Source organism: Paeniglutamicibacter gangotriensis Lz1y (assembly GCF_000348945.1).
Classification (GTDB): domain Bacteria; phylum Actinomycetota; class Actinomycetes; order Actinomycetales; family Micrococcaceae; genus Paeniglutamicibacter; species Paeniglutamicibacter gangotriensis.
The window spans coordinates 294,352-314,026 of record NZ_AOCK01000004.1 but is presented as its reverse complement, the minus strand read 5'-3'; the positions used below and the strand labels follow the sequence as shown (position 1 = coordinate 314,026).

18 protein-coding genes and 1 tRNA gene are annotated in these 19,675 nt (G+C 61.2%); 8 read left to right on the top strand and 11 right to left on the bottom strand.

Features of this window, described 5'->3' with window-relative positions:
• Positions 1 to 105: 105 nt before the first annotated feature.
• The gene (gene rpoB, locus ADIAG_RS08920) at positions 106 to 3,612 is read right to left on the bottom strand and encodes a DNA-directed RNA polymerase subunit beta (protein WP_007271018.1); all 3,507 of its coding nucleotides are present in this window, start codon (positions 3,610 to 3,612) and stop codon (positions 106 to 108) included.
• A 308-nt stretch (positions 3,613 to 3,920) separates the two neighbouring features.
• Here rpoB and ADIAG_RS08915 point away from each other — a divergent pair, with 308 nt between their 5' ends.
• Together ADIAG_RS08915 and ADIAG_RS08910 are read left to right on the top strand one after the other, a co-directional pair.
• A complete protein-coding gene (locus tag ADIAG_RS08915) occupies positions 3,921 to 5,114 on the top strand; it encodes an acetyl-CoA C-acetyltransferase (RefSeq protein ID WP_007271017.1) in 1,194 nt (397 codons plus the stop codon).
• 5 nt (positions 5,115 to 5,119) lie between these two features.
• On the top strand, positions 5,120 to 5,620 hold the full coding sequence (locus ADIAG_RS08910) for an aminoacyl-tRNA deacylase (RefSeq protein WP_007271016.1): 501 nt from the start codon (positions 5,120 to 5,122) through the stop codon (positions 5,618 to 5,620).
• Here ADIAG_RS08910 and ADIAG_RS08905 read toward each other — a convergent pair.
• The 8 genes from ADIAG_RS08905 to ADIAG_RS08870 form a co-directional block, all read right to left on the bottom strand.
• Entirely contained in the window at positions 5,586 to 6,776 is a 1,191-nt protein-coding gene (locus tag ADIAG_RS08905; protein ID WP_007271015.1) for an acyltransferase family protein, read from the bottom strand. The genes ADIAG_RS08910 and ADIAG_RS08905 overlap by 35 nt on opposite strands.
• A gap of 206 nt (positions 6,777 to 6,982) precedes the next feature.
• Entirely contained in the window at positions 6,983 to 7,354 is a 372-nt protein-coding gene (gene rplL, locus ADIAG_RS08900) for a 50S ribosomal protein L7/L12 (protein WP_007271014.1), read from the bottom strand.
• A gap of 68 nt (positions 7,355 to 7,422) precedes the next feature.
• The gene (rplJ, locus tag ADIAG_RS08895) at positions 7,423 to 7,977 is read right to left on the bottom strand and encodes a 50S ribosomal protein L10 (RefSeq protein ID WP_007271013.1); all 555 of its coding nucleotides are present in this window, start codon (positions 7,975 to 7,977) and stop codon (positions 7,423 to 7,425) included.
• 1,101 nt (positions 7,978 to 9,078) lie between these two features.
• Positions 9,079 to 9,786 (bottom strand): 50S ribosomal protein L1, encoded by a 708-nt coding sequence (gene rplA / locus ADIAG_RS08890; RefSeq protein ID WP_007271012.1) that lies wholly within the window; start codon positions 9,784 to 9,786, stop codon positions 9,079 to 9,081.
• Between the two features lie 163 nt (positions 9,787 to 9,949).
• A complete protein-coding gene (gene rplK / locus ADIAG_RS08885) occupies positions 9,950 to 10,381 on the bottom strand; it encodes a 50S ribosomal protein L11 (protein WP_007271011.1) in 432 nt (143 codons plus the stop codon).
• A 132-nt stretch (positions 10,382 to 10,513) separates the two neighbouring features.
• The gene (gene nusG / locus ADIAG_RS08880) at positions 10,514 to 11,353 is read right to left on the bottom strand and encodes a transcription termination/antitermination protein NusG (protein WP_007271010.1); all 840 of its coding nucleotides are present in this window, start codon (positions 11,351 to 11,353) and stop codon (positions 10,514 to 10,516) included.
• 57 nt (positions 11,354 to 11,410) lie between these two features.
• Entirely contained in the window at positions 11,411 to 11,677 is a 267-nt protein-coding gene (gene secE, locus ADIAG_RS08875) for a preprotein translocase subunit SecE (protein WP_007271009.1), read from the bottom strand.
• A 117-nt stretch (positions 11,678 to 11,794) separates the two neighbouring features.
• Positions 11,795 to 11,867, bottom strand: a tRNA-Trp gene (locus tag ADIAG_RS08870).
• Positions 11,868 to 12,041: 174 nt separating this feature from the next.
• Between ADIAG_RS08870 and ADIAG_RS08865 the strand changes: the two genes are divergently transcribed.
• The 3 genes from ADIAG_RS08865 (at position 12,042) to ADIAG_RS08855 (ending at position 14,859) form a co-directional block, all read left to right on the top strand.
• Positions 12,042 to 12,620: a hypothetical protein gene (locus ADIAG_RS08865; RefSeq protein WP_007271008.1), complete on the top strand. Its 579-nt coding sequence runs from the start codon at positions 12,042 to 12,044 to the stop codon at positions 12,618 to 12,620.
• 119 nt (positions 12,621 to 12,739) lie between these two features.
• Positions 12,740 to 13,939: a pyridoxal phosphate-dependent aminotransferase gene (locus ADIAG_RS08860; protein ID WP_007271007.1), complete on the top strand. Its 1,200-nt coding sequence runs from the start codon at positions 12,740 to 12,742 to the stop codon at positions 13,937 to 13,939.
• 308 nt (positions 13,940 to 14,247) lie between these two features.
• Complete coding sequence (locus tag ADIAG_RS08855; protein WP_043474310.1) at positions 14,248 to 14,859, top strand: NADPH-dependent F420 reductase; 612 nt, start codon at positions 14,248 to 14,250, stop codon at positions 14,857 to 14,859.
• Positions 14,860 to 15,216: 357 nt separating this feature from the next.
• On the opposite strand, the gene ADIAG_RS08850 is transcribed toward ADIAG_RS08855, so the two are convergent.
• Positions 15,217 to 15,891: a LuxR C-terminal-related transcriptional regulator gene (locus ADIAG_RS08850; protein WP_007271005.1), complete on the bottom strand. Its 675-nt coding sequence runs from the start codon at positions 15,889 to 15,891 to the stop codon at positions 15,217 to 15,219.
• Positions 15,884 to 17,158, bottom strand: coding sequence for an ATP-binding protein (locus ADIAG_RS08845; RefSeq protein WP_007271004.1), 1,275 nt, complete (start codon positions 17,156 to 17,158; stop codon positions 15,884 to 15,886). Before ADIAG_RS08845 ends, ADIAG_RS08850 begins: the two co-directional genes overlap by 8 nt.
• Positions 17,159 to 17,283: 125 nt before the next feature.
• Between ADIAG_RS08845 and ADIAG_RS08840 the strand changes: the two genes are divergently transcribed.
• The 3 genes from ADIAG_RS08840 (at position 17,284) to ADIAG_RS08830 (ending at position 19,429) form a co-directional block, all read left to right on the top strand.
• Entirely contained in the window at positions 17,284 to 18,876 is a 1,593-nt protein-coding gene (locus ADIAG_RS08840) for a PspC domain-containing protein (RefSeq protein ID WP_007271003.1), read from the top strand.
• Positions 18,873 to 19,100 carry a hypothetical protein gene (locus ADIAG_RS08835; protein ID WP_007271002.1) on the top strand — a complete coding sequence of 76 codons (228 nt, stop codon included), beginning with the start codon at positions 18,873 to 18,875 and terminating at the stop codon, positions 19,098 to 19,100. The genes ADIAG_RS08840 and ADIAG_RS08835 overlap by 4 nt, the downstream gene beginning before the upstream one ends.
• An 83-nt stretch (positions 19,101 to 19,183) precedes the next feature.
• Complete coding sequence (locus ADIAG_RS08830) at positions 19,184 to 19,429, top strand: PspC domain-containing protein (RefSeq protein ID WP_043474142.1); 246 nt, start codon at positions 19,184 to 19,186, stop codon at positions 19,427 to 19,429.
• Positions 19,430 to 19,675 lie beyond the last annotated feature (246 nt).

Below are 19,675 nucleotides of genomic sequence, written 5' to 3'. Positions count from 1 at the left end.
GGTCTGAAAGAAATCCAGTTCGTGTGCCGTGGTCCCGTGCTCGGGGCGGACTGACCGGTGTTGCCGGTGCCCGCCCCCGAAAGCACGGAAGGCCACTGCGCGGAACTAAACCTCTTCGACGGAGTTCGGTTCCGACCTGGAAAGATCGATGCCGAGTTCTTCCGCTGCCCGGAAGACTTCTTCGTCCGAGTCTCGCATTTCGATGGTCTGACCGTCGGTTCCGAGGACCTCGACGTTCAGGCACAACGACTGCATTTCCTTGATCAGGACCTTGAACGATTCCGGAACGCCAGGCTCCGGGATGTTCTCGCCCTTAACAATCGCCTCGTAGACCTTCACACGACCGTGGATGTCATCCGACTTGATCGTGAGCAGTTCCTGCAGGGTGTAGGCGGCACCGTAGGCCTCCAGGGCCCACACTTCCATCTCACCGAAGCGCTGGCCACCGAACTGTGCCTTACCACCCAGCGGCTGCTGGGTGATCATGGAGTACGGGCCGGTGGAGCGGGCGTGGATCTTGTCGTCCACCAGGTGGTGGAGCTTCAAGATGTACATGTAGCCAATGGATACAGGATCCGGGAACGGCTCGCCGGAGCGGCCATCGAACATCTTGGCCTTGCCGGAGTTGCCGACCAACCGGACACCATCACGGGTCACCGCGGTGTGGTCCAGCAGTCCGCGAATCTCGTCTTCCGAGGCACCATCGAATACCGGGGTGGAGACGGTCGTGGACTCGACCTCGCGCGGCAGTGCCGGCAGGTTCTTGATCCACTCGGGCTCGCCCTCGATCTTCCAACCCTGCTTCGCGGCCCAGCCCAGGTGAATTTCCAGGACCTGGCCGACGTTCATACGGCCCGGGACGCCCAACGGGTTCAACACGATGTCGACGGGGGTACCGTCTTCCAAGAACGGCATATCTTCGATCGGAAGGATCTTGGAGATGACGCCCTTGTTACCGTGGCGGCCGGCAAGCTTGTCACCATTGGTGATCTTGCGCTTCTGGGCCACGTACACGCGGACCAGCTGGTTGACGCCCGGAGGCAGATCGTCGTCGTTGTCGCGATCGAAGATGCGAACACCGATGACCACGCCGGACTCACCGTGCGGAACCTTCAGGGAAGTATCGCGAACTTCGCGGGACTTCTCACCGAAGATCGCGCGCAGCAGGCGCTCTTCCGGGGTCAGCTCGGTCTCGCCCTTGGGCGTGACACGGCCAACGAGGACGTCGCCGGCCTCAACCTCGGCACCGATGTGGATGATGCCGCGCTCGTCGAGCTGCGCCAAGATCTCCTCGGAGACGTTCGGGATGTCGCGGGTGATTTCCTCGGCACCAAGCTTGGTGTCGCGGGCATCGACTTCGTGCTCTTCGATGTGGATCGAGGTGAGCACATCGTCAGAGACCATGCGCTGCGACAGAATGATCGCATCCTCGAAGTTGTGCCCTTCCCAGGACATGAACGCCACGAGGAGGTTCTTGCCCAGGGCGAGCTCGCCCTTGTCCGTGGACGGGCCGTCGGCGATGATCGAGTTGTAGTCAACCCGATCGCCTTCGGAGACCATCACGCGCTGGTTGTATGCGTTGCCCTGGTTCGAGCGAGCAAACTTCATGATCGGGTAAGCAGCCTCGGTGCCGTCGTCGTTCATGACGGTGACCAGGTCGGCCGAGACCTCGGAGACGACGCCGCCGGCGGTGGCAATGACGGAGTCGCCAGCATCCACCGCCGCGAACTTCTCCATGCCGGTGCCCACAAGTGGGGACTCGGAGGCCAACAACGGCACGGCCTGACGCTGCATGTTCGCACCCATGAGGGCGCGGTTAGCATCGTCGTGCTCGAGGAACGGAATCAGGGCAGTTGCCACAGAAACCATCTGGCGCGGGGAAACGTCCATGTAGGCGATTTCGCCCGGCTCGGCGATGACGGGCTCGCCGCCGCCGCCCTTTTCACGAACCAGAACGCCTTCTTCAATGAAGTGGCCATCCTCGCTCAGCGGGGCGTTAGCCTGTGCAATGAAGTGGTCCAGCTCATCATCGGCGGTCAAGTAATCGATCTGACCGGTGACCTGGCCGTTGATGACCTGGCGGTACGGGGTTTCGATGAAGCCGAAGGCGTTGATGCGACCGTAGGTAGCCAACGAGCCGATCAGACCAATGTTCGGTCCTTCAGGGGTCTCAATGGGGCACATACGTCCGTAGTGGGACGGGTGAACGTCTCGGACTTCCATGCCTGCACGGTCACGGGACAGACCGCCCGGGCCCAGCGCGGAAAGACGACGCTTGTGCGTCAGACCGGCCAGCGGGTTGTTCTGGTCCATGAACTGCGAGAGCTGCGAAGTTCCGAAGAACTCCTTGATCGCTGCAACAACCGGACGGATGTTGATCAGCGTCTGCGGAGTGATTGCTTCGACGTCCTGAGTGGTCATACGCTCACGTACAACACGCTCCATACGGGACAGGCCCGTGCGGATCTGGTTCTCGATCAATTCGCCAACGGCGCGGATGCGACGGTTTCCGAAATGGTCGATGTCATCGACGCTCACGGTCAAGTCGACGGGCTTGCCGTTGCGGATGCCCGGGGTGGTCTTATCGCCGGCGTGCAGCGCGACCAGGAACTTGATCATTGCGACGATGTCATCGATGTTCAGCACCGAGGCGTCGGGGCTGTTCAGCGGTGTATCGACGCCAAGCTTGCGGTTGATCTTGTAACGACCAACCTTGGCCAGGTCGTAGCGCTTGGCCTCAAAGTAGAGGTTGTTCAGCAATGCCTGTGCGGCATCGACTGTCGGCGGCTCGCCCGGGCGGAGCTTACGGTAGATATCCAGGAGTGCTTCTTCCTGGGTATCGGTGGTGTCCTTCTCCAAGGTGGCGCGGATCGAGTCGTACTGTCCGAACTCCTCGAGGATGCGGCCTTCGCTCCAGCCAAGGGCCTTCAACAGGACCGTGACCGACTGCTTACGCTTGCGGTCGAGGCGGACGCCGACCTGGTCGCGCTTGTCGATTTCGAGTTCGAACCAGGCACCACGCGACGGGATGATCTTCGCGGTGAAGATGTCCTTGTCACTGGTCTTGTCCGGGGTGCGCTCGAAGTAGGCGCCGGGAGAACGAACGAGCTGTGACACCACGACACGCTCGGTGCCGTTGATGATGAAGGTGCCCTTGTCGGTCATCAGCGGGAAATCGCCCATGAACACGGTCTGTTGCTTGATTTCGCCCGTGTTGTTGTTCATGAACTCGGCCTTAACGTACAACGGAGCCGCGTACGTTGCGTCGCGGTCCTTGCACTCGGCCATGGTGTACTTGGGATCCGCAAATTCCGGCTCGGTGAAGCTCAGGGACATGGTCTCCTGGAAGTCTTCAATCGGGGAGATCTCTTCAAAGATCTCGGCCAGGCCAGAGACACTGGCTACACTGGTGTCACCAATGGTCTGGGCGTGTGCCAGACGGTTCTTCCAGCGCTCGCTGCCGATGAGCCAGTCGAAGCTCTCGGTCTGCAACGCCAAGAGATTGGGGACGTCAAGTGGTTCGTGAATTTTTGCAAAAGAAAGTCGGCCAGCATATTCCGCGCTGCGGGCCGAACTAGCGGTTTGATTGTTAGAGGTGCTCGAGGCGACCAAGATGGATCCTTCCACAGACCGTCAGGTTTCCGGCGTCGTCTCCCCGTGAAGAGTTTTACTGATCACAGCACCGCTGAGCAGGCCTACCGCTATATGAAGGCCGGAGATGAAAAGAGAAGACGCAAATCTCCACGTTACACCATGCGACTTACCATGTCCACCACTCCCCATGCAACCCGACCACCCAAGGAAGGGCATAAGGGAGATCCTCATCACTAGTGAGATAGCGGCTGTGGCGCACAGCACAGCGCGATAGTCTAGAAGCAAGCGTTGAAACACAACAGCCCTTGAAAGCGAGATCTTCAATCATGTCCTCACCTCGTGACGCAGTCATACTCGCCGGCGCACGCACCGCCTTTGGCCGCCTTAACGGCCAACTTGCCACGCTCAGCGCCGTACAGCTCGGCGCTGCGGCGATCCGTGGGGCTCTGGACCGCTCCGGAGTCGCGGTCAAGGACGTGCAGGCAGTGATCATGGGCCACGTGGTCCAAGCGGGTTGCGGGCAAAATCCTGCACGCCAAAGCTCCATTGCCGCAGGTATCGGCTGGAACGTCAATGCCATCACGTTGAACAAGGTCTGTCTCTCCGGATTGGCCGCCATCACCGATGCTGCACGCCTCATTCGGGTGGGCAACGCAGAGGTAGTGGTGGCTGGCGGCCAGGAATCCATGTCACAGACTCCGCATCTACTGCCGGGATCTCGCCAAGGCTGGACGTACGGAAACATCACCGCGATCGATTCGGTGGCCAACGACGGTCTCACCGATGCCTTCGATGGAAATTCCATGGGGGTTAGCACCGAAACCAAGAACACCGAACTCCGACTGAACCGTACACAGCAGGACGAGGTGGCCGCGGCATCACACCAACGAGCCGCCGCAGCCGCCGCTTCCGGGGTCTTTGCCGAGGAGATCGTGCCGGTCAGCATCGCGCAGCGCAAGGGCGCTGACCTGCTCATCGATACCGATGAAGGCATCCGGCCGGCAACCACCCTTGAATCACTCGCCGGCTTGCGTCCGGCCTTCGCCACGGACGGCACCATCACCGCCGGTAACTCCTCGCCACTCTCCGACGGGGCAGCAGCGGTCATCGTCAGCTCCCGCGCCTACGCCCAAGCGCACGGCCTGAAGATCCTGGCGACCATCGGCGCCGCCGGCCAGGTCGCCGGACCGGACAACTCTCTGCACTCCCAGCCGTCCAATTCAATTCTGGCTGCGCTAAAAACCCAGGGGTGGAGCACCGGGGACCTTGACTTCATTGAAATCAACGAGGCCTTCGGCGCCGTAGCCTGCCAATCGCTCAAGGACCTGAACTACCCCTTGGAACAGACGAATATCCATGGTGGGGCGATCGCTCTGGGACACCCGATCGGTGCTTCGGGCGCACGTCTGGCACTGACTGCCGCACTCGAGCTCAATCGACGCGGTTCCGGCAAGACAGCAGTCAGCCTGTGTGGAGGCGGCGGACAAGGCGACGCACTGCTGCTGAGCAAGGACTCCTAATACCTATGACGGACCAGCTACCAGCAGGCGTGGAACGCATGCTGAACGACGCGGCAACCCGCAGGCTTGAGGTCTCCGTGGTGAACCGGCCGCCAGCCAACAGCCTGGCCGAGGCAGCAGCACTCTTGGGCATACTCCCCCGGAGCATCATCAAGTCGCTCGTGCTCAAGCGCCAGGACGGCACGTTCTTGTTCACGCTGATCCCTGGCGACCGGGTGATTTCCTGGCCTAAGTTGCGTGCGCTGCTCGGTGCGAACAAGTTGTCCATGCCCAGCTCGGATGCTGCCCAGGCGGCAACAGGCTACGAGCGCGGCACCATTACCCCGCTGGGTTCAAGCACTCCGTGGCCCGTGGTTGCTGATCTTGCGGTTGCTTCGGGGCGGATCTGCCTCGGTTCCGGATCGCACGGCCATTCCGCCTTCGTGGATTCGGCCGCCCTGATCACCGCGTTGGGCGCAATCGAGGGCGATATCAGCGACCCTGACCCACAGTTTCGTTCTTCTTGAGACCCAGTCGGGTCCCGATAATCTCAAGGCCTCGGCTGGTTGCCGTGGCCAGCGGTTTCGCTAGCGGACGTTCAACGAAGCGCTGAACCAGGAATGCCGCGGCAAAGATGATGCCGATAACCAACGGCAAAGTCGCGTATTGGCCCAGTACCGGGCTTAGGTGGTCAATGAGCCACCAGCCCCAGACCTGGTGCAGAAGGTAGACCGGATAGGTCAAGGCGCCAAGCACAGCCATGAAGCTCCACTGCACCTTGCGTAAGGGCGTCAGCACCAGCAGTGCAACCACGGTGAAGAGCCCGACCACGATGAGCCAGTAGTGCCAGGCCGGAAGTTCATAGCCAACCAGCTCCATTGCTTCCTGCGGCCCCTTGACACCCGTGAAGTAGGCAGCGATTCCGACGTTGAACCCCAGCAGGGCCCAACGTAGCGTGCTATGCCCGAAACGGTAGATCAAGAACAGTAGGATGCCTCCGCAGAACAACGGCGCGTATTCCGCCATGAGGTTCTCTGCGGCGGCGTCTTCCCCTGTGAGTGCGGCTGCAAGCCCGAACACTGGCCAAAGCGCGGCTAGCACCGTCATGCCGCGAACGGTCAGCAGGCGAAGGGCTATCAGCACCAGGATCAGCAGATAGAAGCGCATTTCCACCCACAGCGTCCAATAGACACCGTCGATGTGTCGAAGGCCCATTGCCGGGTGGAACATTGTCAGGTTGGCCAGTAGTTCTCTCATGCCTAGGCCAGCACCTATCTGCGGCCACATGACAATGACCAAGAAGCCAGTGGCCAGCACTGCTACCCAGTAGCCCGGATACAGCCGGCCAACGCGTGAGCCGACGAAGCGTCCGGCACTTTTACCGTAGGCCGAGAGCAGAATAACGAAACCACTGATCATAAAGAACAGCTGGACGCCCATGTTGCCGTAGACACTGAAGCGTGAGAGCACCGGCCATGCTTCCTTGGCAGTTTCGGTGCCCCAGAAACCATGGTGCCAAGCGGTGTAGTGGAAAAGCACCACGAGCACGGCTGCCAAGAAGCGCAGCCCATCAAGAAGCGCCAGTCGCGGCACTTTTTTCGTCGTCGGCTTAGAAACCGGATCGGGCTTCGTGGACGATGGGGATGCCGGGACCTTGCTCAGTACGGCTGTGTTGCTCGACATCGCTGGTTCACCCCTGCATATCATTGGCTTCGTTATAGTTCCGTTATCTACGGTACCAAAGATCAATGGCACAAAGCCCAGGGGAGTAATAATCGGCCAGAATCACAGGAAGTCTTAAGAATTCAAGAGTTGAGGGATTTGACGTTAAAAACCGCTGGCCCACAAAACCAATTGGTTTTGTGGGCCAGCGGTAAAGAAGCGAAGAGTTACTTAAGGGTAACCGTTGCGCCGGCGGCCTCCAGGGCCTCCTTTGCCTTCTCTGCAGCTTCCTTGGTTGCGCCCTCGAGGACGGCCTTCGGAGCCGCGTCAACGACCTCCTTGGCTTCCTTCAGGCCCAGCGAAGTCAAGGAACGTACTTCCTTGATGACTGCGATCTTCTTGTCGCCTGCAGCTTCGAGGATGACGTCGAATTCGGTCTGCTCTTCGGCTTCGGCGGCACCAGCGGCCGGGCCGGCAACTGCGACAGCAGCTGCGGAGACTTCGAAGGTCTCCTCGAAGGTCTTTACGAACTCGGAGAGTTCGATGATGGTCATTTCCTTGAAGGCTTCCAAGAGCTCTTCGGTGGACAGCTTAGCCATGGTGGGCAGCCTTTCCGTCGGCGGCACATACGTGCCGCAAGTTACTTGAGTGAGGGGTTGAAGAAAGCTTAGGCTTCTTCGGTGGCGGCTTCGGCAGCAGGTGCCTCGGCCTCGGCAGGTGCTTCAGCAGCGCCACCGTTTGCTTCTTCGAGCTTTGCGCGCAGTGCTTCGATGGTGCGGACCGCGGCGGATGCCGGGGCCTGCAGTACACCGGCAACACGTGCCAGCTGAAACTCACGCGATTCAAGGGCTGCCAGTGCGGCAACTCCGGCTGCGTCAAGGGCCTTGCCCTCGAAGAAACCGGTCTTGATGATGAGCTGCTTGTTGTCCTTCGCAAAATCCGTGAGGCTCTTAGCGGCAGCGATTGCATCACCCTTGATGAAGGCGATTGCAGTCGGGCCAGCAAGCTGGCCTTCGAATGCTTCGATGCCGGCTTCCTTTGCTGCGATACCAGTCAAGGTGTTCTTCACAACCGCGTACTTGGTCTCCTGACCAAGTGAGCGGCGAAGCTGCTTGAGCTGCGCAACAGTAAGCCCACGGTATTCGGTCAGGACAGCGGCGGTCGACTCCTTGAAGTCGGCGGTGATTTCCTCAACTGCGGAAACCTTAGTCGGCGTTGCCATAACACTCCTTCCGGGGTATAGATCTGAAACCTGTCAATCTGGCCCGGTCAGGAGTACTGACATAAAAAACGCCCCATGCAGATGCACGGGGCGGAAAGAACGCAACAATATTGCGAAAAATTCACTTCGTTCACCTGCGCAGGTCGTCCTTTGTGGGACTTTCGGAGTCATGCAGCGTAAAGCAGCAATCCTCGACCGACGGTCTTCGGTAGTAATAACCCTAACAGCTCTAGGCCGTTGGTTCCAAATTGAACCGGTGGCGCCTCTGCAGCCAGGGCATGACCACGACTTCACGTGGTCTTTCAGAGAAAAGACGACAGGCCCCTCAGGTTCCGCAACTTGGGGGAAAGCGGAAGGGAGGGGCCTGTCTAGCGGCAATGCAACTTGGGGGAACGCATTGCCGCGTGTACACGCTCGGGCGGGGCTTGGGGTCCTCGCCATAGAGCGTGTGGTGACAATGTCACCGGGTCGCAATCAGATTGCGAACACTCAATCCTAGCAGGAATATGGGTTCCCACAACTCCCTCGGTACATAACTTCCTCAATACCTCTGTGAGCAGGGGAAATTCGATTCAAGCGTTCATTCCTCGGCTCCAAACCGAACCCTCACGCCAATTTTTAGGACAAGGATGCACATTTGCAGGGAGCACTTCCGGCAGCTTCCACAACTAAGAAACCCTGATGGATTCCCAAACATTGGGGTTGTCACTAGATATGGGCCAGGACAGGCTTCCTCGATATCTGCAGGTTCCTGACGAGCCCGATGATCAGGTACACCGGTCAGAAGAATCACACCCCAGGCCGGGCCCGAAGCAGCTCGCACGGTGGCTTGGTCGCGATCGGTACGAAACGAGATCAGCGACACCTGGTGAATCTCCGCTCATTCCAGCAAGGTGTTGAGCGAAGATTGCTGCCGCCTGCGAGGTGGCCACCAGATGCGTTTGGGCCAGGACACCGAACGTCACCCCTGGGCAGCTTTTGGCGGCCATTGGGCGGGCCGTTCTGCGGATCTAGTCGTTCGATTCATGAATTGCAGGTTAAACGAAGCTGCCCCGCTCCGCGCCTGAGGCGGGGAACGGGGCAGCTTCTAAAGCGACGTTATTAGGCGTCAGCAATAACCTTGGTGACATTCGGGTCAACCGAGATGCCCGGACCGAAGGTCGAAGCCACGGTGGCCTTGGTGATGTAGCGGCCCTTGGAGGAGGAAGGCTTCAAACGAATGACCTCATCCAGTGCTGCTGCGTAGTTCTCTGCAAGCTTCTGTGCATCGAAGGAAACCTTGCCGATGATGAAGTGCAGGTTCGAGTGCTTGTCGACGCGGAAGTCGATCTTGCCACCCTTGATCTCATTGACGGCCTTGGCGACGTCCATGGTCACGGTGCCGGTCTTCGGGTTCGGCATCAGGTTACGAGGACCCAAGACCTTACCCAGACGGCCAACCTTGCCCATGAGGTCAGGAGTTGCAACCGCTGCGTCGAAGTCGGTCCAGCCGCCAGCGATCTTGGCGATCAGATCGTCCGAGCCAACGAAGTCGGCGCCGGCTGCAATTGCAGCCTCTGCCTTGTCGCCGTTTGCGAACACCAAGACACGGGCGGTCTTGCCGGTGCCGTGGGGAAGGATCACGGTGCCGCGAACCATCTGGTCGGCCTTACGAGGGTCAACGCCCAAACGGAAGGCAACCTCAACGGTCTCATCGGCCTTCGAGAAGGCGAGCTCCTTGGCCAAGGCAACTGCCTCGACCGGAGCGTAGAACTTGTCTTCTTCGATCTTCGCCGCGGCGGCTACGAATGCTTTACTGCGCTTTGCCATCTGCTTTTTCTCCTTATGCAGTCGTGGTCATATTTGGGTCGCGCGCGACCCTGCCACTTGCAACGCGGGGCACCGGGTTTTCCCGGCGGATTCCGCATCGTCTTGGTTGTTTTGGGGATGCGATCCTGGAATTAACCAGGTTCGCGGGGTGCAAAAGGCTTACTTAGCCTTCTACGGTGATGCCCATGGAGCGGGCAGTGCCGGCGACGATCAGGGCAGCAGCCTTGATGTCGTTGGCGTTGAGGTCTTCCATCTTCACGGTGGCGATCTCTTCAACCTGTGCCTGAGTCAGCTTGGCAACCTTGACGGTGTGCGGGGTTGCTGAACCCTTGGCGACGCCGGCGGCCTTCTTGATGAGCTCGGCTGCAGGTGGAGTCTTCGTGATGAAGGTGAAAGAACGGTCTTCGTAGACAGTGATCTCAACCGGAACCACGTTGCCGCGCTGCGACTCGGTGGCGGCGTTGTACGCCTTGCAGAATTCCATGATGTTGACGCCGTGCTGACCAAGCGCCGGGCCGATCGGAGGAGCCGGGTTGGCGGCGCCTGCCTGGATCTGCAGCTTGATGAGTCCGGTGACCTTTTTCTTGGGGGCCATGTCGGGTCCTTCTTCTTTTGCTTGGCCCCAATGCACAGGAGCGTGCTTCGGGGGGTTGACCACCGTGGCGCGGTGGCCGAAAGCGTGCCCTTTTCCGGTAAAGCGTCCGGGTCCAGGCACGAAACCTTAATGTTACTGGATTTTCGTGACCTGGCTAAACGACAAGGTCACGGGGGTCTCGCGCTCGAAGATCGAGACCAAGACGACCATGGTCGAGGACTCCAGCTTGATCTCGCTGATCGTTGCCGGCAGCGTCTCGAACGGACCGTCATTGACGAGAACCGATTCGCCGACCTCAAAGTCGACGGTGACCTCGGTGATAGGGGCACGACCAGCCTTGGAGTGCTCGCCGGATTCCTCTGTCACGATGGTGTGCTCAAGCATCGAGAAGACTTCCTCGAGGCGCAGCGGAACCGGATCGTGGGCGTTGCCGACGAAGCCGGTGACACCGGGAGTGTGGCGAACCGCACCCCACGAAGCGTCGGTAAGTTCCATACGGACCAATACGTAGCCGGGGATGCGAACACGGCGCACGATCTTGCGCGTGGTGTTCTTGATCTCGACGACCTCTTCCATCGGGACCTGGATTTCATAAATGAATTCCTCCATGCCAAGGGTCTGGCTACGGGTCTCGAGGTTGAGCTTCACGCGGTTTTCGTAACCCGCGTACGAGTGGATGACGTACCAGTCACCGGGCTGGCGGCGAAGCTGGGTGCGGAATTCTTCAATGGGGTCCACTGCCGGGGTTTCCTCGGCGGCTTCATCCTCGGGAGCCTGCTCGGCGGCTTCATCCTCGGGAGCCTGCTCGGCGGCTTCATCCTCGGGAGCCTGCTCGGCGTCCTCGGAATCCGTGGGAGCCTGCTCGACGTCCTCGGAAACGACGGAATCGGCCGACACCTTATCGGTATCGACCTCTACTGCCTGGCCTTCGAGTTCCTCGGTGGCCTGCGGTTCGTGTTCCTGCTCGGACACTGCGGTTCCTGCTTTCTGTTACTGGTTCACCAGAAGTCTGGGGCGAATGGTCCAGGGTTACTGTTCGGGCGAATTGGTGAAGATCAGGATCGATCCGTTGCCGAACACATAGTCCAGACCGGAAATGATCAACATCATCAAGACCACGAAGCCAATGACGACCAACGTGTAGTTGACCAGCTCACTGCGGGTCGGAGTGACGACCTTCTTCAGTTCCGAAACCATTTGGCGGAAGAAGAGGACAATGCCAGCGAAGAAACCGACCTTGGACGGCTTCTTATTGTGCCCAGCGCCATGCGAATTGCTCGCAGTCGTTTCGGTCACCGATTCCTCGTTTCAGATTATCCCACTTGAAACAATCACGGTGCGCCGCAGTCGTATCGACCACAACACACCGTGACGTGAATATTCGCCGAGCAACCGTAGATGATTGCCACTGCGCAGGGCAGACAGGACTCGAACCTGCAACCTGCGGTTTTGGAGACCGCTGCGCTACCAATTGCGCCACTACCCTTTGAGCGTGAGCTCTTTAGAGCATCAAATCCATTGCGGACTTGGCGCTCCAGATGTTTTCCAACACCGAGGATCAAGTCTACGCAATGAATACGCCGATTGTCGAACCGGGTTTCATACCATCGTGTTTTTCGTCGGAATCAAGGGTGGCCGCACGGCTGTTAGCGTTGATTCCATGCTTCCATCCACCTCTCGGCCGCCAGTTGCCGGGCTGTCCAGCGCCTTAGTCCTGCTGGTCTTTGCCGGCGGGTCCGTCCTCGATGCGATTCTGCGTGCCATCTACCACTACTCACCGGCACCAGGTCAGCTGCCGGTGCTGTTGCTTGCCGCCGTTCCGGTGTTCATTGCCACCGGTCTCTGGATCTGCCTGCGCGGAATCAAGTCGCTGGCCGGCACCTCGCTGCTGCAGCTACTGCTGGCCACAGCGGTTGGTGTGGTGACGATGGCTTCGACGCTCCCACTGTCCTGGTACTTGGGCATCGGTTTGGTCCTGTGGGCGATGCGGCTGCGCCACAACGTGCTGACGTGGGTGGGCACCAGCCTGCTGGTACTGGCCGCCGGTGCGCAGTTAGAAATGATCGGTTTCTCTGGCGTCCTTTTCCTGCCTTTTGTTCTCACCCCTCCGGTGTTCCTAGGTGCAGCCGCCTATTACCAGTGGCACCAAGTGCGCCACACCCAAGTGGAAGCCGACATCGAATCGGAACAGTCCATCGAGTTGCACCGCAACCGCTACGGCCGGGAACCTGGGCACTGACCTACCTTCTGGGCGCTTAACACTACGAGGGTGTGTCAGTAAATAATGGCCCGCGACCACCGCTCACACTAAGCTTGAGGCAACGCCCATCCACCCTCTCCCTTCCAGGAAGCGACGACATGCCACGCATTTCCCGACGTATCGGGTCCATCGCAGAATCCGCCACCTTGGCCGTTGATGCCAAGGCCAAGGCCATGAAGGCTGCGGGGCGTCCCGTCATCGGCTTCGGCGCCGGCGAACCGGATTTCCCGACCCCGGACTACATTGTCGAGGCTGCGGTCGCCGCGGCCCGCAACCCCAAATACCACCGCTACTCGCCCGCCGCAGGTCTGCCGGAACTGCGTGCCGCAGTCGCGGAAAAGACCATGCGCGACTCGGGCTACCAGCTCGAACCTTCGCAGGTGATGGTCACCAACGGTGGCAAGCAGGCCGTATACAACGCGTTTGCCACTCTGTTGGATCCGGGCGATGAAGTCATCATGCCCACCCCCTTCTGGACCACCTATCCCGAGGCCATCCGCCTGGCCGGAGGCGTCCCCGTCGAGGTGTTCGCAGGTCCGGAACAGGGTTACAAGGTCACCATCGACCAGCTCGAAGCCGCGGTAACCCCAAAGACCAAGGTGCTGCTCTTCGTCTCCCCCTCGAACCCGACAGGGGCGGTGTACTCCCCGGAGCAGGTGGCTGAAATCGGCCGTTGGGCCGCGTCGAAAGACCTGTGGGTCATCACCGACGAGATCTACGAACACCTGACCTATGACGATGCGGTATTCACCTCGATCGCCACCGCAGCTCCGGAACTGGGCGACAAGGTCATCATCCTCAACGGCGTGGCCAAGACCTATGCCATGACCGGCTGGCGCGTGGGTTGGATGGCCGGACCGTTGGACGTCATCAAGGCTGCCACCAACCTGCAGTCGCACGCGACCTCCAATGTTTCGAACGTCTCGCAGGTCGCTGCGCTGGCGGCAGTGTCAGGCCCATTGGACGCTGTGGCGGAAATGCGCGCAGCCTTCGACCGCCGCCGCAAGGCCATGGTCTCGGCGCTCAACGCCATCGACGGGGTCAACTGCCCGGTCCCCGAGGGCGCGTTCTACGCATACTCGGATGTTCGTGGCCTCTTGGGCAAGGAAATCCGCGGTGTGGTCCCCCACACCAGCGCAGAGCTTGCCGCGCTGATCCTGGAACACGTTGAGGTTGCGGTGGTCCCGGGCGAAGCCTTCGGCCCCTCCGGCTTCATCCGCATGTCCTACGCACTGGGCGATGACGACCTGGCCGAGGGCGTGAGTCGGCTGGCGACGCTGCTCGGCGAGGCCAAATAGCAGCGTTCTGACTACACGGCGAAGGCCGGCGGAAGGATTCCTTAGCGGAATCCGATCCGCCGGCCTTTTTCATGTCCTGAACCCGAACCAGGGGGGCAACGGGGAGCCACGGATTCACCACGCGAAGGAACTCCGTTTCTGGGGCGGTCCGGGAACTTCTCACGTGCAGAGCTGTCAGGACTTACGGAATCTTCTGTCGCGTCGAGGCGCTCCGAGTGGAATAGAACGCGGGCCCTCAACGGTTATGAATGAGCAGAACGAGAGGTACCCTCCCGGGGTATCCGTTCTCACTACGGATGAGTACCACCGTGACTACCATCAGCATCATTGGTTCGGGGAACATGGCCACCACCATCGGCACCCGGGCGGCGAAGCACGGTCACACCATCGAGATCATGAGCCGCAATACCGCCAAGGCGAAGGCACTGGCCGAGCAGCTCGGCAACGGAGCCGCCGTCGGCACGTTCGGCGCAAAACCGCCGGGTGAGATCGTCATCCTTGCCGTCCCGTACGCCGGCGTGGTTGATGCCGTCACGACCTACGGAGATGCGCTGGCCGGCAAAATCCTCGTCGACATCACCAACCCGTTCAACGACGATGCCAGCGGGCTCGTGACCACCACTTCGGCTACTCAGGAAATCGCAGCCGCCGCGCCCGAGAGCGCCCATGTCGTGAAGGCCTTCAATACGATCTTCGGCCACGTTCTTGCGACGGGAACCCCGCTGGACGCGTTCATCGCGGGCGACAGCGCCGGGGCGAAATCGACTGTCACAGCGTTCCTGGAAAGTATGGAACTGCGGGCCCTCGATGCAGGTAGGCTGCAGGCGGCCCCGACCCTCGAGTCGACAGGCCTCCTGTTGATGGGGCTGGCGCGCAATGGTGCCGGCTTCGACATCAGCCTGGGCGCCGCGGTCCGCTAAGCATTCCCTCCAGGCGCTCGCCAGGCCGCGCCGACCATGATCAACCAACTCCAGCCGATTGAGGCTAACCGCGACCAACTGCACCACCGCCGTCTGGCCCGCTGCTGGTTCTCGGGGATACGTTGAGGACGAGGTACCCAACCTGATCTGCCGCGATACCCAGCAACCAAACCGTGATCGACAGGCCAAACCCTTGGTGCGCCACAAAGGGAAGGGGCTCGGGTTTTCACCTCAGGTGCTCTCCCCTGCTGAGCTGCTGGGGGCCTACCGGCGCACTACCGATCGCCAGAGGCGTCGTAACCCCAGTTCCCCGAGGGACTCAGTGGGATGTGGCTGAGAATGCACCGAGGTCCCTACTCAGAGGATTCGGCGGTCCACGGCCCAGCGGGTCAGTTCGTGCCTGTTGGAGAGCTGTAGCTTGCGCAGCACCGAAGACACGTGGGTTTCCACCGTCTTCACCGAGATGAACAGGTCCTTGGCGACTTCCTTGTAGCTGTAGCCGCGCGCGATCAAGCGCATCACCTCCAGCTCCCGGGCACTGAGCAGATCCAGTTCCTCGTCGGCGCTGATGGCCGCCTGCGTGCCGAAGGCATCGAGGACAAATCCGGCCAGACGCGGGGAGAACACCGCGTCGCCTCCTGCGACCCGCAGCACGGCATCGGAGATCTCCGCACTCGAGATCGATTTGGTGACATAACCGCGCGCTCCGGCGCGGATCACCGTGACCACGTCTTCCGCTGAATCTGAGACGCTCAGGGCCAGGAACTTCACCGAGTCGAACACGTCAACGCAGCCGGCCAAAACTTCGGCCCCGCCGCCTCCACGGCCCCCGGGCAGGTGCACATCAAGCAGCACCACCGCCGGCATCCTCTCGTGCACCACCGCGATTGCACTCTCCACCGAATCGGCCTCCCCGACCACTTCGAGGCGTCCGTCCAGGTCGGCTTTGAGCCCGGAACGGAAGATGCCGTGGTCATCGACCACCACCACCGGCACCCGTTCGGCGGTGCGTGGGTGTGTTGCCTCAGTCATCGTCTTCTCCATTTTTCGTGTCCATAGCCAGGTGCACCTCGGTGCCCCCGGAGTTACTCTTGATGGCGGCGCGCCCGCCATTGCGAGCCATCCGCCCGATGATCGATTCGCGCACCCCGTGCCGGTCGGCAGATACAGCCTCGCGGTCAAAGCCCTCACCGCGATCACGCACAAACACTTCCACGGCGGCCTCCGAGGCCTCCACATACACCGAGATGGTACCGCCGGCGTGCTTGGCCGCGTTCGCCATAGCCTCCCGGGTGGCCTGCAGCAGGGCGTCGTGCCCGGGGGCCCCGACGCGTTCACCGACAATAACCACATTGATGGAGACCAGGTACAGTTCCTCGATTTCGGCTGCAGCGGCACGGATCGCTTCCCCGATCTCACCGTCTGTGCGTTCTGACTCGTCGTACAGCCAGGAACGCAATTCCCGCTCCTGGGAGCGGGCCAGGGCCACCACTCGGGCGGGGTCCTCGGCCCGCTTCTGAATCAGCGCCAGGGTCTGGAGCACCGAATCGTGCAGGTGCGCCGCGATATCGGCGCGTTCGGCCGAGCGCACCCGGTTGGCTCGTTCCGAGACATAGTCACGCCAAAAACGTAGGCCCCAGGGCAACAGCACCAGCACCAGTCCGACGATCACCGCCAAGGCCACCGCGAGGCCGGAGAGCAGCGCGCCAAGGCCCACCGCGCCGGAAAGCAGCAGCAGTAGTCCGGCGACCACCAGCCCCACGCCCACCAGCAGCCTGGCGAGGCCAGCGGCTCCCAGTGCTCCGGTGCTTCTGCGCAGCCCGGCACGGCCTCCCTCGTCAAGCTGTGTCCAGGCCAGCACCGCTCCGGCGACGATGACAAGCACCGGCCAGATGATGTCCCAGCGGATTTGTGTGCCCAGCAGTTGGGCCACCGCCAGCGCCGCGACCACCAGCAACGCCAGCCCGATGAGGATTTGGCGCAGCGATGCCTGGCGCTCCGCCGAGGCCGGATCGGATTCTGTGGCCTCGGTGCGTCCACCGAATTCCTCGGCCAAGGTGAAGCGACGGGTCCCGGTACTCCGGGCGGCGTCGCGTTGCGCGTCCAGGGTACTGGGCAAAAAGATCCACAGCCAGGCGTACAGTACGATTCCCGCGCCTGCCAGCAGGGACGAGACGGCAAAGCCGATGCGTACCCATTTGACCGGCACCTGGAGGTGCGCAGCCACCCCGGAACACACCCCGGCCAGGATGCGGGGGCTTCCGCGCAGCAGCGCGGGACGCAGGGTTGCTTGGCTCATGTATCCATCCAAGCACGCCCGGGCGGAGAAATCGGCGTTTGTGGTGCCGACCGGGGTACCACTCAGGGTTCAATCAGGGGCGACCCCCATAGCGGAAGCCACCACGGTTCGGCGAAGATTGAACTATGAATGATGCATCGAGGGAAAACGGATTCTTCCGCTGGGTACGGGAATTAGGGCTGCACCGTGGCGAGGACAACTGGGTCGGCGGCGTCGCCTCCGGGGTGGGGCAACGCTGGGGGATCTCCACGATCCTGGTCCGCGGGATCATCGTCGCCTTGTGCTTCGTGGCGGGCCTTGGCCTGTTCCTCTACGGCATCGCCTGGGCCTTGCTGCCCGGGCAGGATCAGAAGATCCACCTCCAGGAGGCGATCGCCGGACGCTGGGCAAGCGGGATGACCGGTGCCCTGGTGTTCAGCATCGTCGGAGCCGTCGGTTCCCCCGCGATTTTCGGTGGACACAATTCCGGATTCTTCGGTTGGTGGGACGGCGGGCTGTGGACGCTGCTGATCATCGCCGGGGTCTGCTGGCTGATCTTTTCCCGACGCGGACACGAGACCCCCGACGCCCGGCACTACACACCTCAAGACAACGACCCCTTCGGGCCACCGGCAGCCACCCCCACTGCCGGCTTTGATTCCCCCCATAACCGGGCTCCAGGACAGGATGTCGCTGCGCCCGATGCGACGGTACCGTTCACCACCGATCGGACCAAGCACGAGGGCCAGGTTTCCAGTGCCATGGTGCTCCCGGGTCAGGACCCGCTGCGCCCTGGGGCACCTCAGTCGCTGATCGGCCCGCTCACTGCACAGGATGCAGCGAAGTATCAGGCCGGCAAGGACACCCCGACGCTGCCGCTCGGCAGCCTCGGAAAGACCAATGGGACACCCCAGGAGGAACAAACCATGGACAGCAGTACACCGAAGGCTGCGGATCCCGCGGCCCCGGCAAGCCCCTCGACGCCACGTGACACCGCGGGAACGACACGCGAAGCACACTCGTCCCCGGCTTCCGGCAACGGACCTCCCACACCTCCGATCAGGCCAGTGCCCCCGGCCGCAGCGGGTTCTGCACCGCAGGCTCCGCGCCCGGCACGTACCAAGGCCATCCCCGGCTATGCGGCAACGATCGTCCTGGGACTGGCGGTGCTCGCCTTCGCCATGATCACCGGGCTGTCCCAGCTGGGCATGCTCACCCTTCCGGTCAACCCGGTATCCGTGGGCTTCGCCGTGGTTTTGATCGTCATCGCTCTGGGATTGATCGGCGCGGCGCTGAACAAGCGTACCGGCGGTGCCTTGGTCGGCTTCGGCATCGTCGCCCTGATTTTCTCGCTGCTCTGGGGCGGTGGATCGTTCCGGGACTCCGGGCCGATCTCCTCGTTCCGCGGCATCACCACCACCGAGAATGGCGAAACCACCAACGTCTTCCACTCCGGGGAACTGGACCTGCGCTCCTACTCGAGCATCACCTCGGACACCACGGTGGAGATCGACAACGTCTTCTCCTCCATGAAACTGATCGTGCCTGACAACATCCCGGTGGTCATCGATTCACAATCCGCCTTTGGATCCCAAAAAATCAATGGTGCCACCGCACAAATCCGCAACGGAAGCACGGTCCTGAACGCCGACACCGGCGGCCCCGAACTCCGACTGAAGATGGACGGAGCGTTTAGCAGCATTGAAATCAACGTAGAGAAAGCCGAGGTTGCACCATGAGCCAGCACACCGAAAAACAGCACGGCAACATTGAACCCGCAGCACCCTTCCCCACCGGCACCCTGATCTTCGGTTTGATCCTGCTGGCCATCGGGCTGGCCTTGATCGCCGGTTTGCTGCTGAACTTCCAGATCAGCGCGCCGATGCTGTTCATCTCACTGGTCGCAGGTGCCGGACTCATCCTGGTCATCGCCGGGATCCTGGCGGCCCGCCGCACCCCCTGAAACAACCCTCGCATCGGCACCCGGATGCTTTATTCACCCAAACACCAGCCAACTCACTCTTCGACGTGAAAGACTTTGACACTATGGACACTTTTTACAACTCCCTTCGCTCGATTCCCTTCCGCCGCGGACCCAAGCGCTTCTTGGGCGGTATCGCAGGAGGTATCGCCGACAAGTTCGGCTGGGATGTCTCCCTGGTGCGCATCGGCGTGCTGCTCAGCTTCCTCCTGCCGGTGATTGGCCCGGGCCTTTACCTCGTCGCTTGGCTGCTGATCCCGTACCAGGACAACTCGATCGTCTTGCAAAAGATGCTCCGCCCGGCACGCTAAGACGCACCATAGACGAAGCCCACAGCACCTGCGGCCCGACTTCCGACAGCAACGGACAGAGGGAACCGCAGGTGTTTTGTTTTGCTGTCCGTCCCGCGGCTTGTTGCCTGTTGCGGTTCAGTGGTGGCGATCACCACACTGCCTTGGTTAGACTGGGGTGCACATCCGAGCTCAACGTCGCGCTCCCATCACCAAACGTCCACCGAGGTCTTGACCGCGCGGGCGATCGGGAACACTACGAGGAAT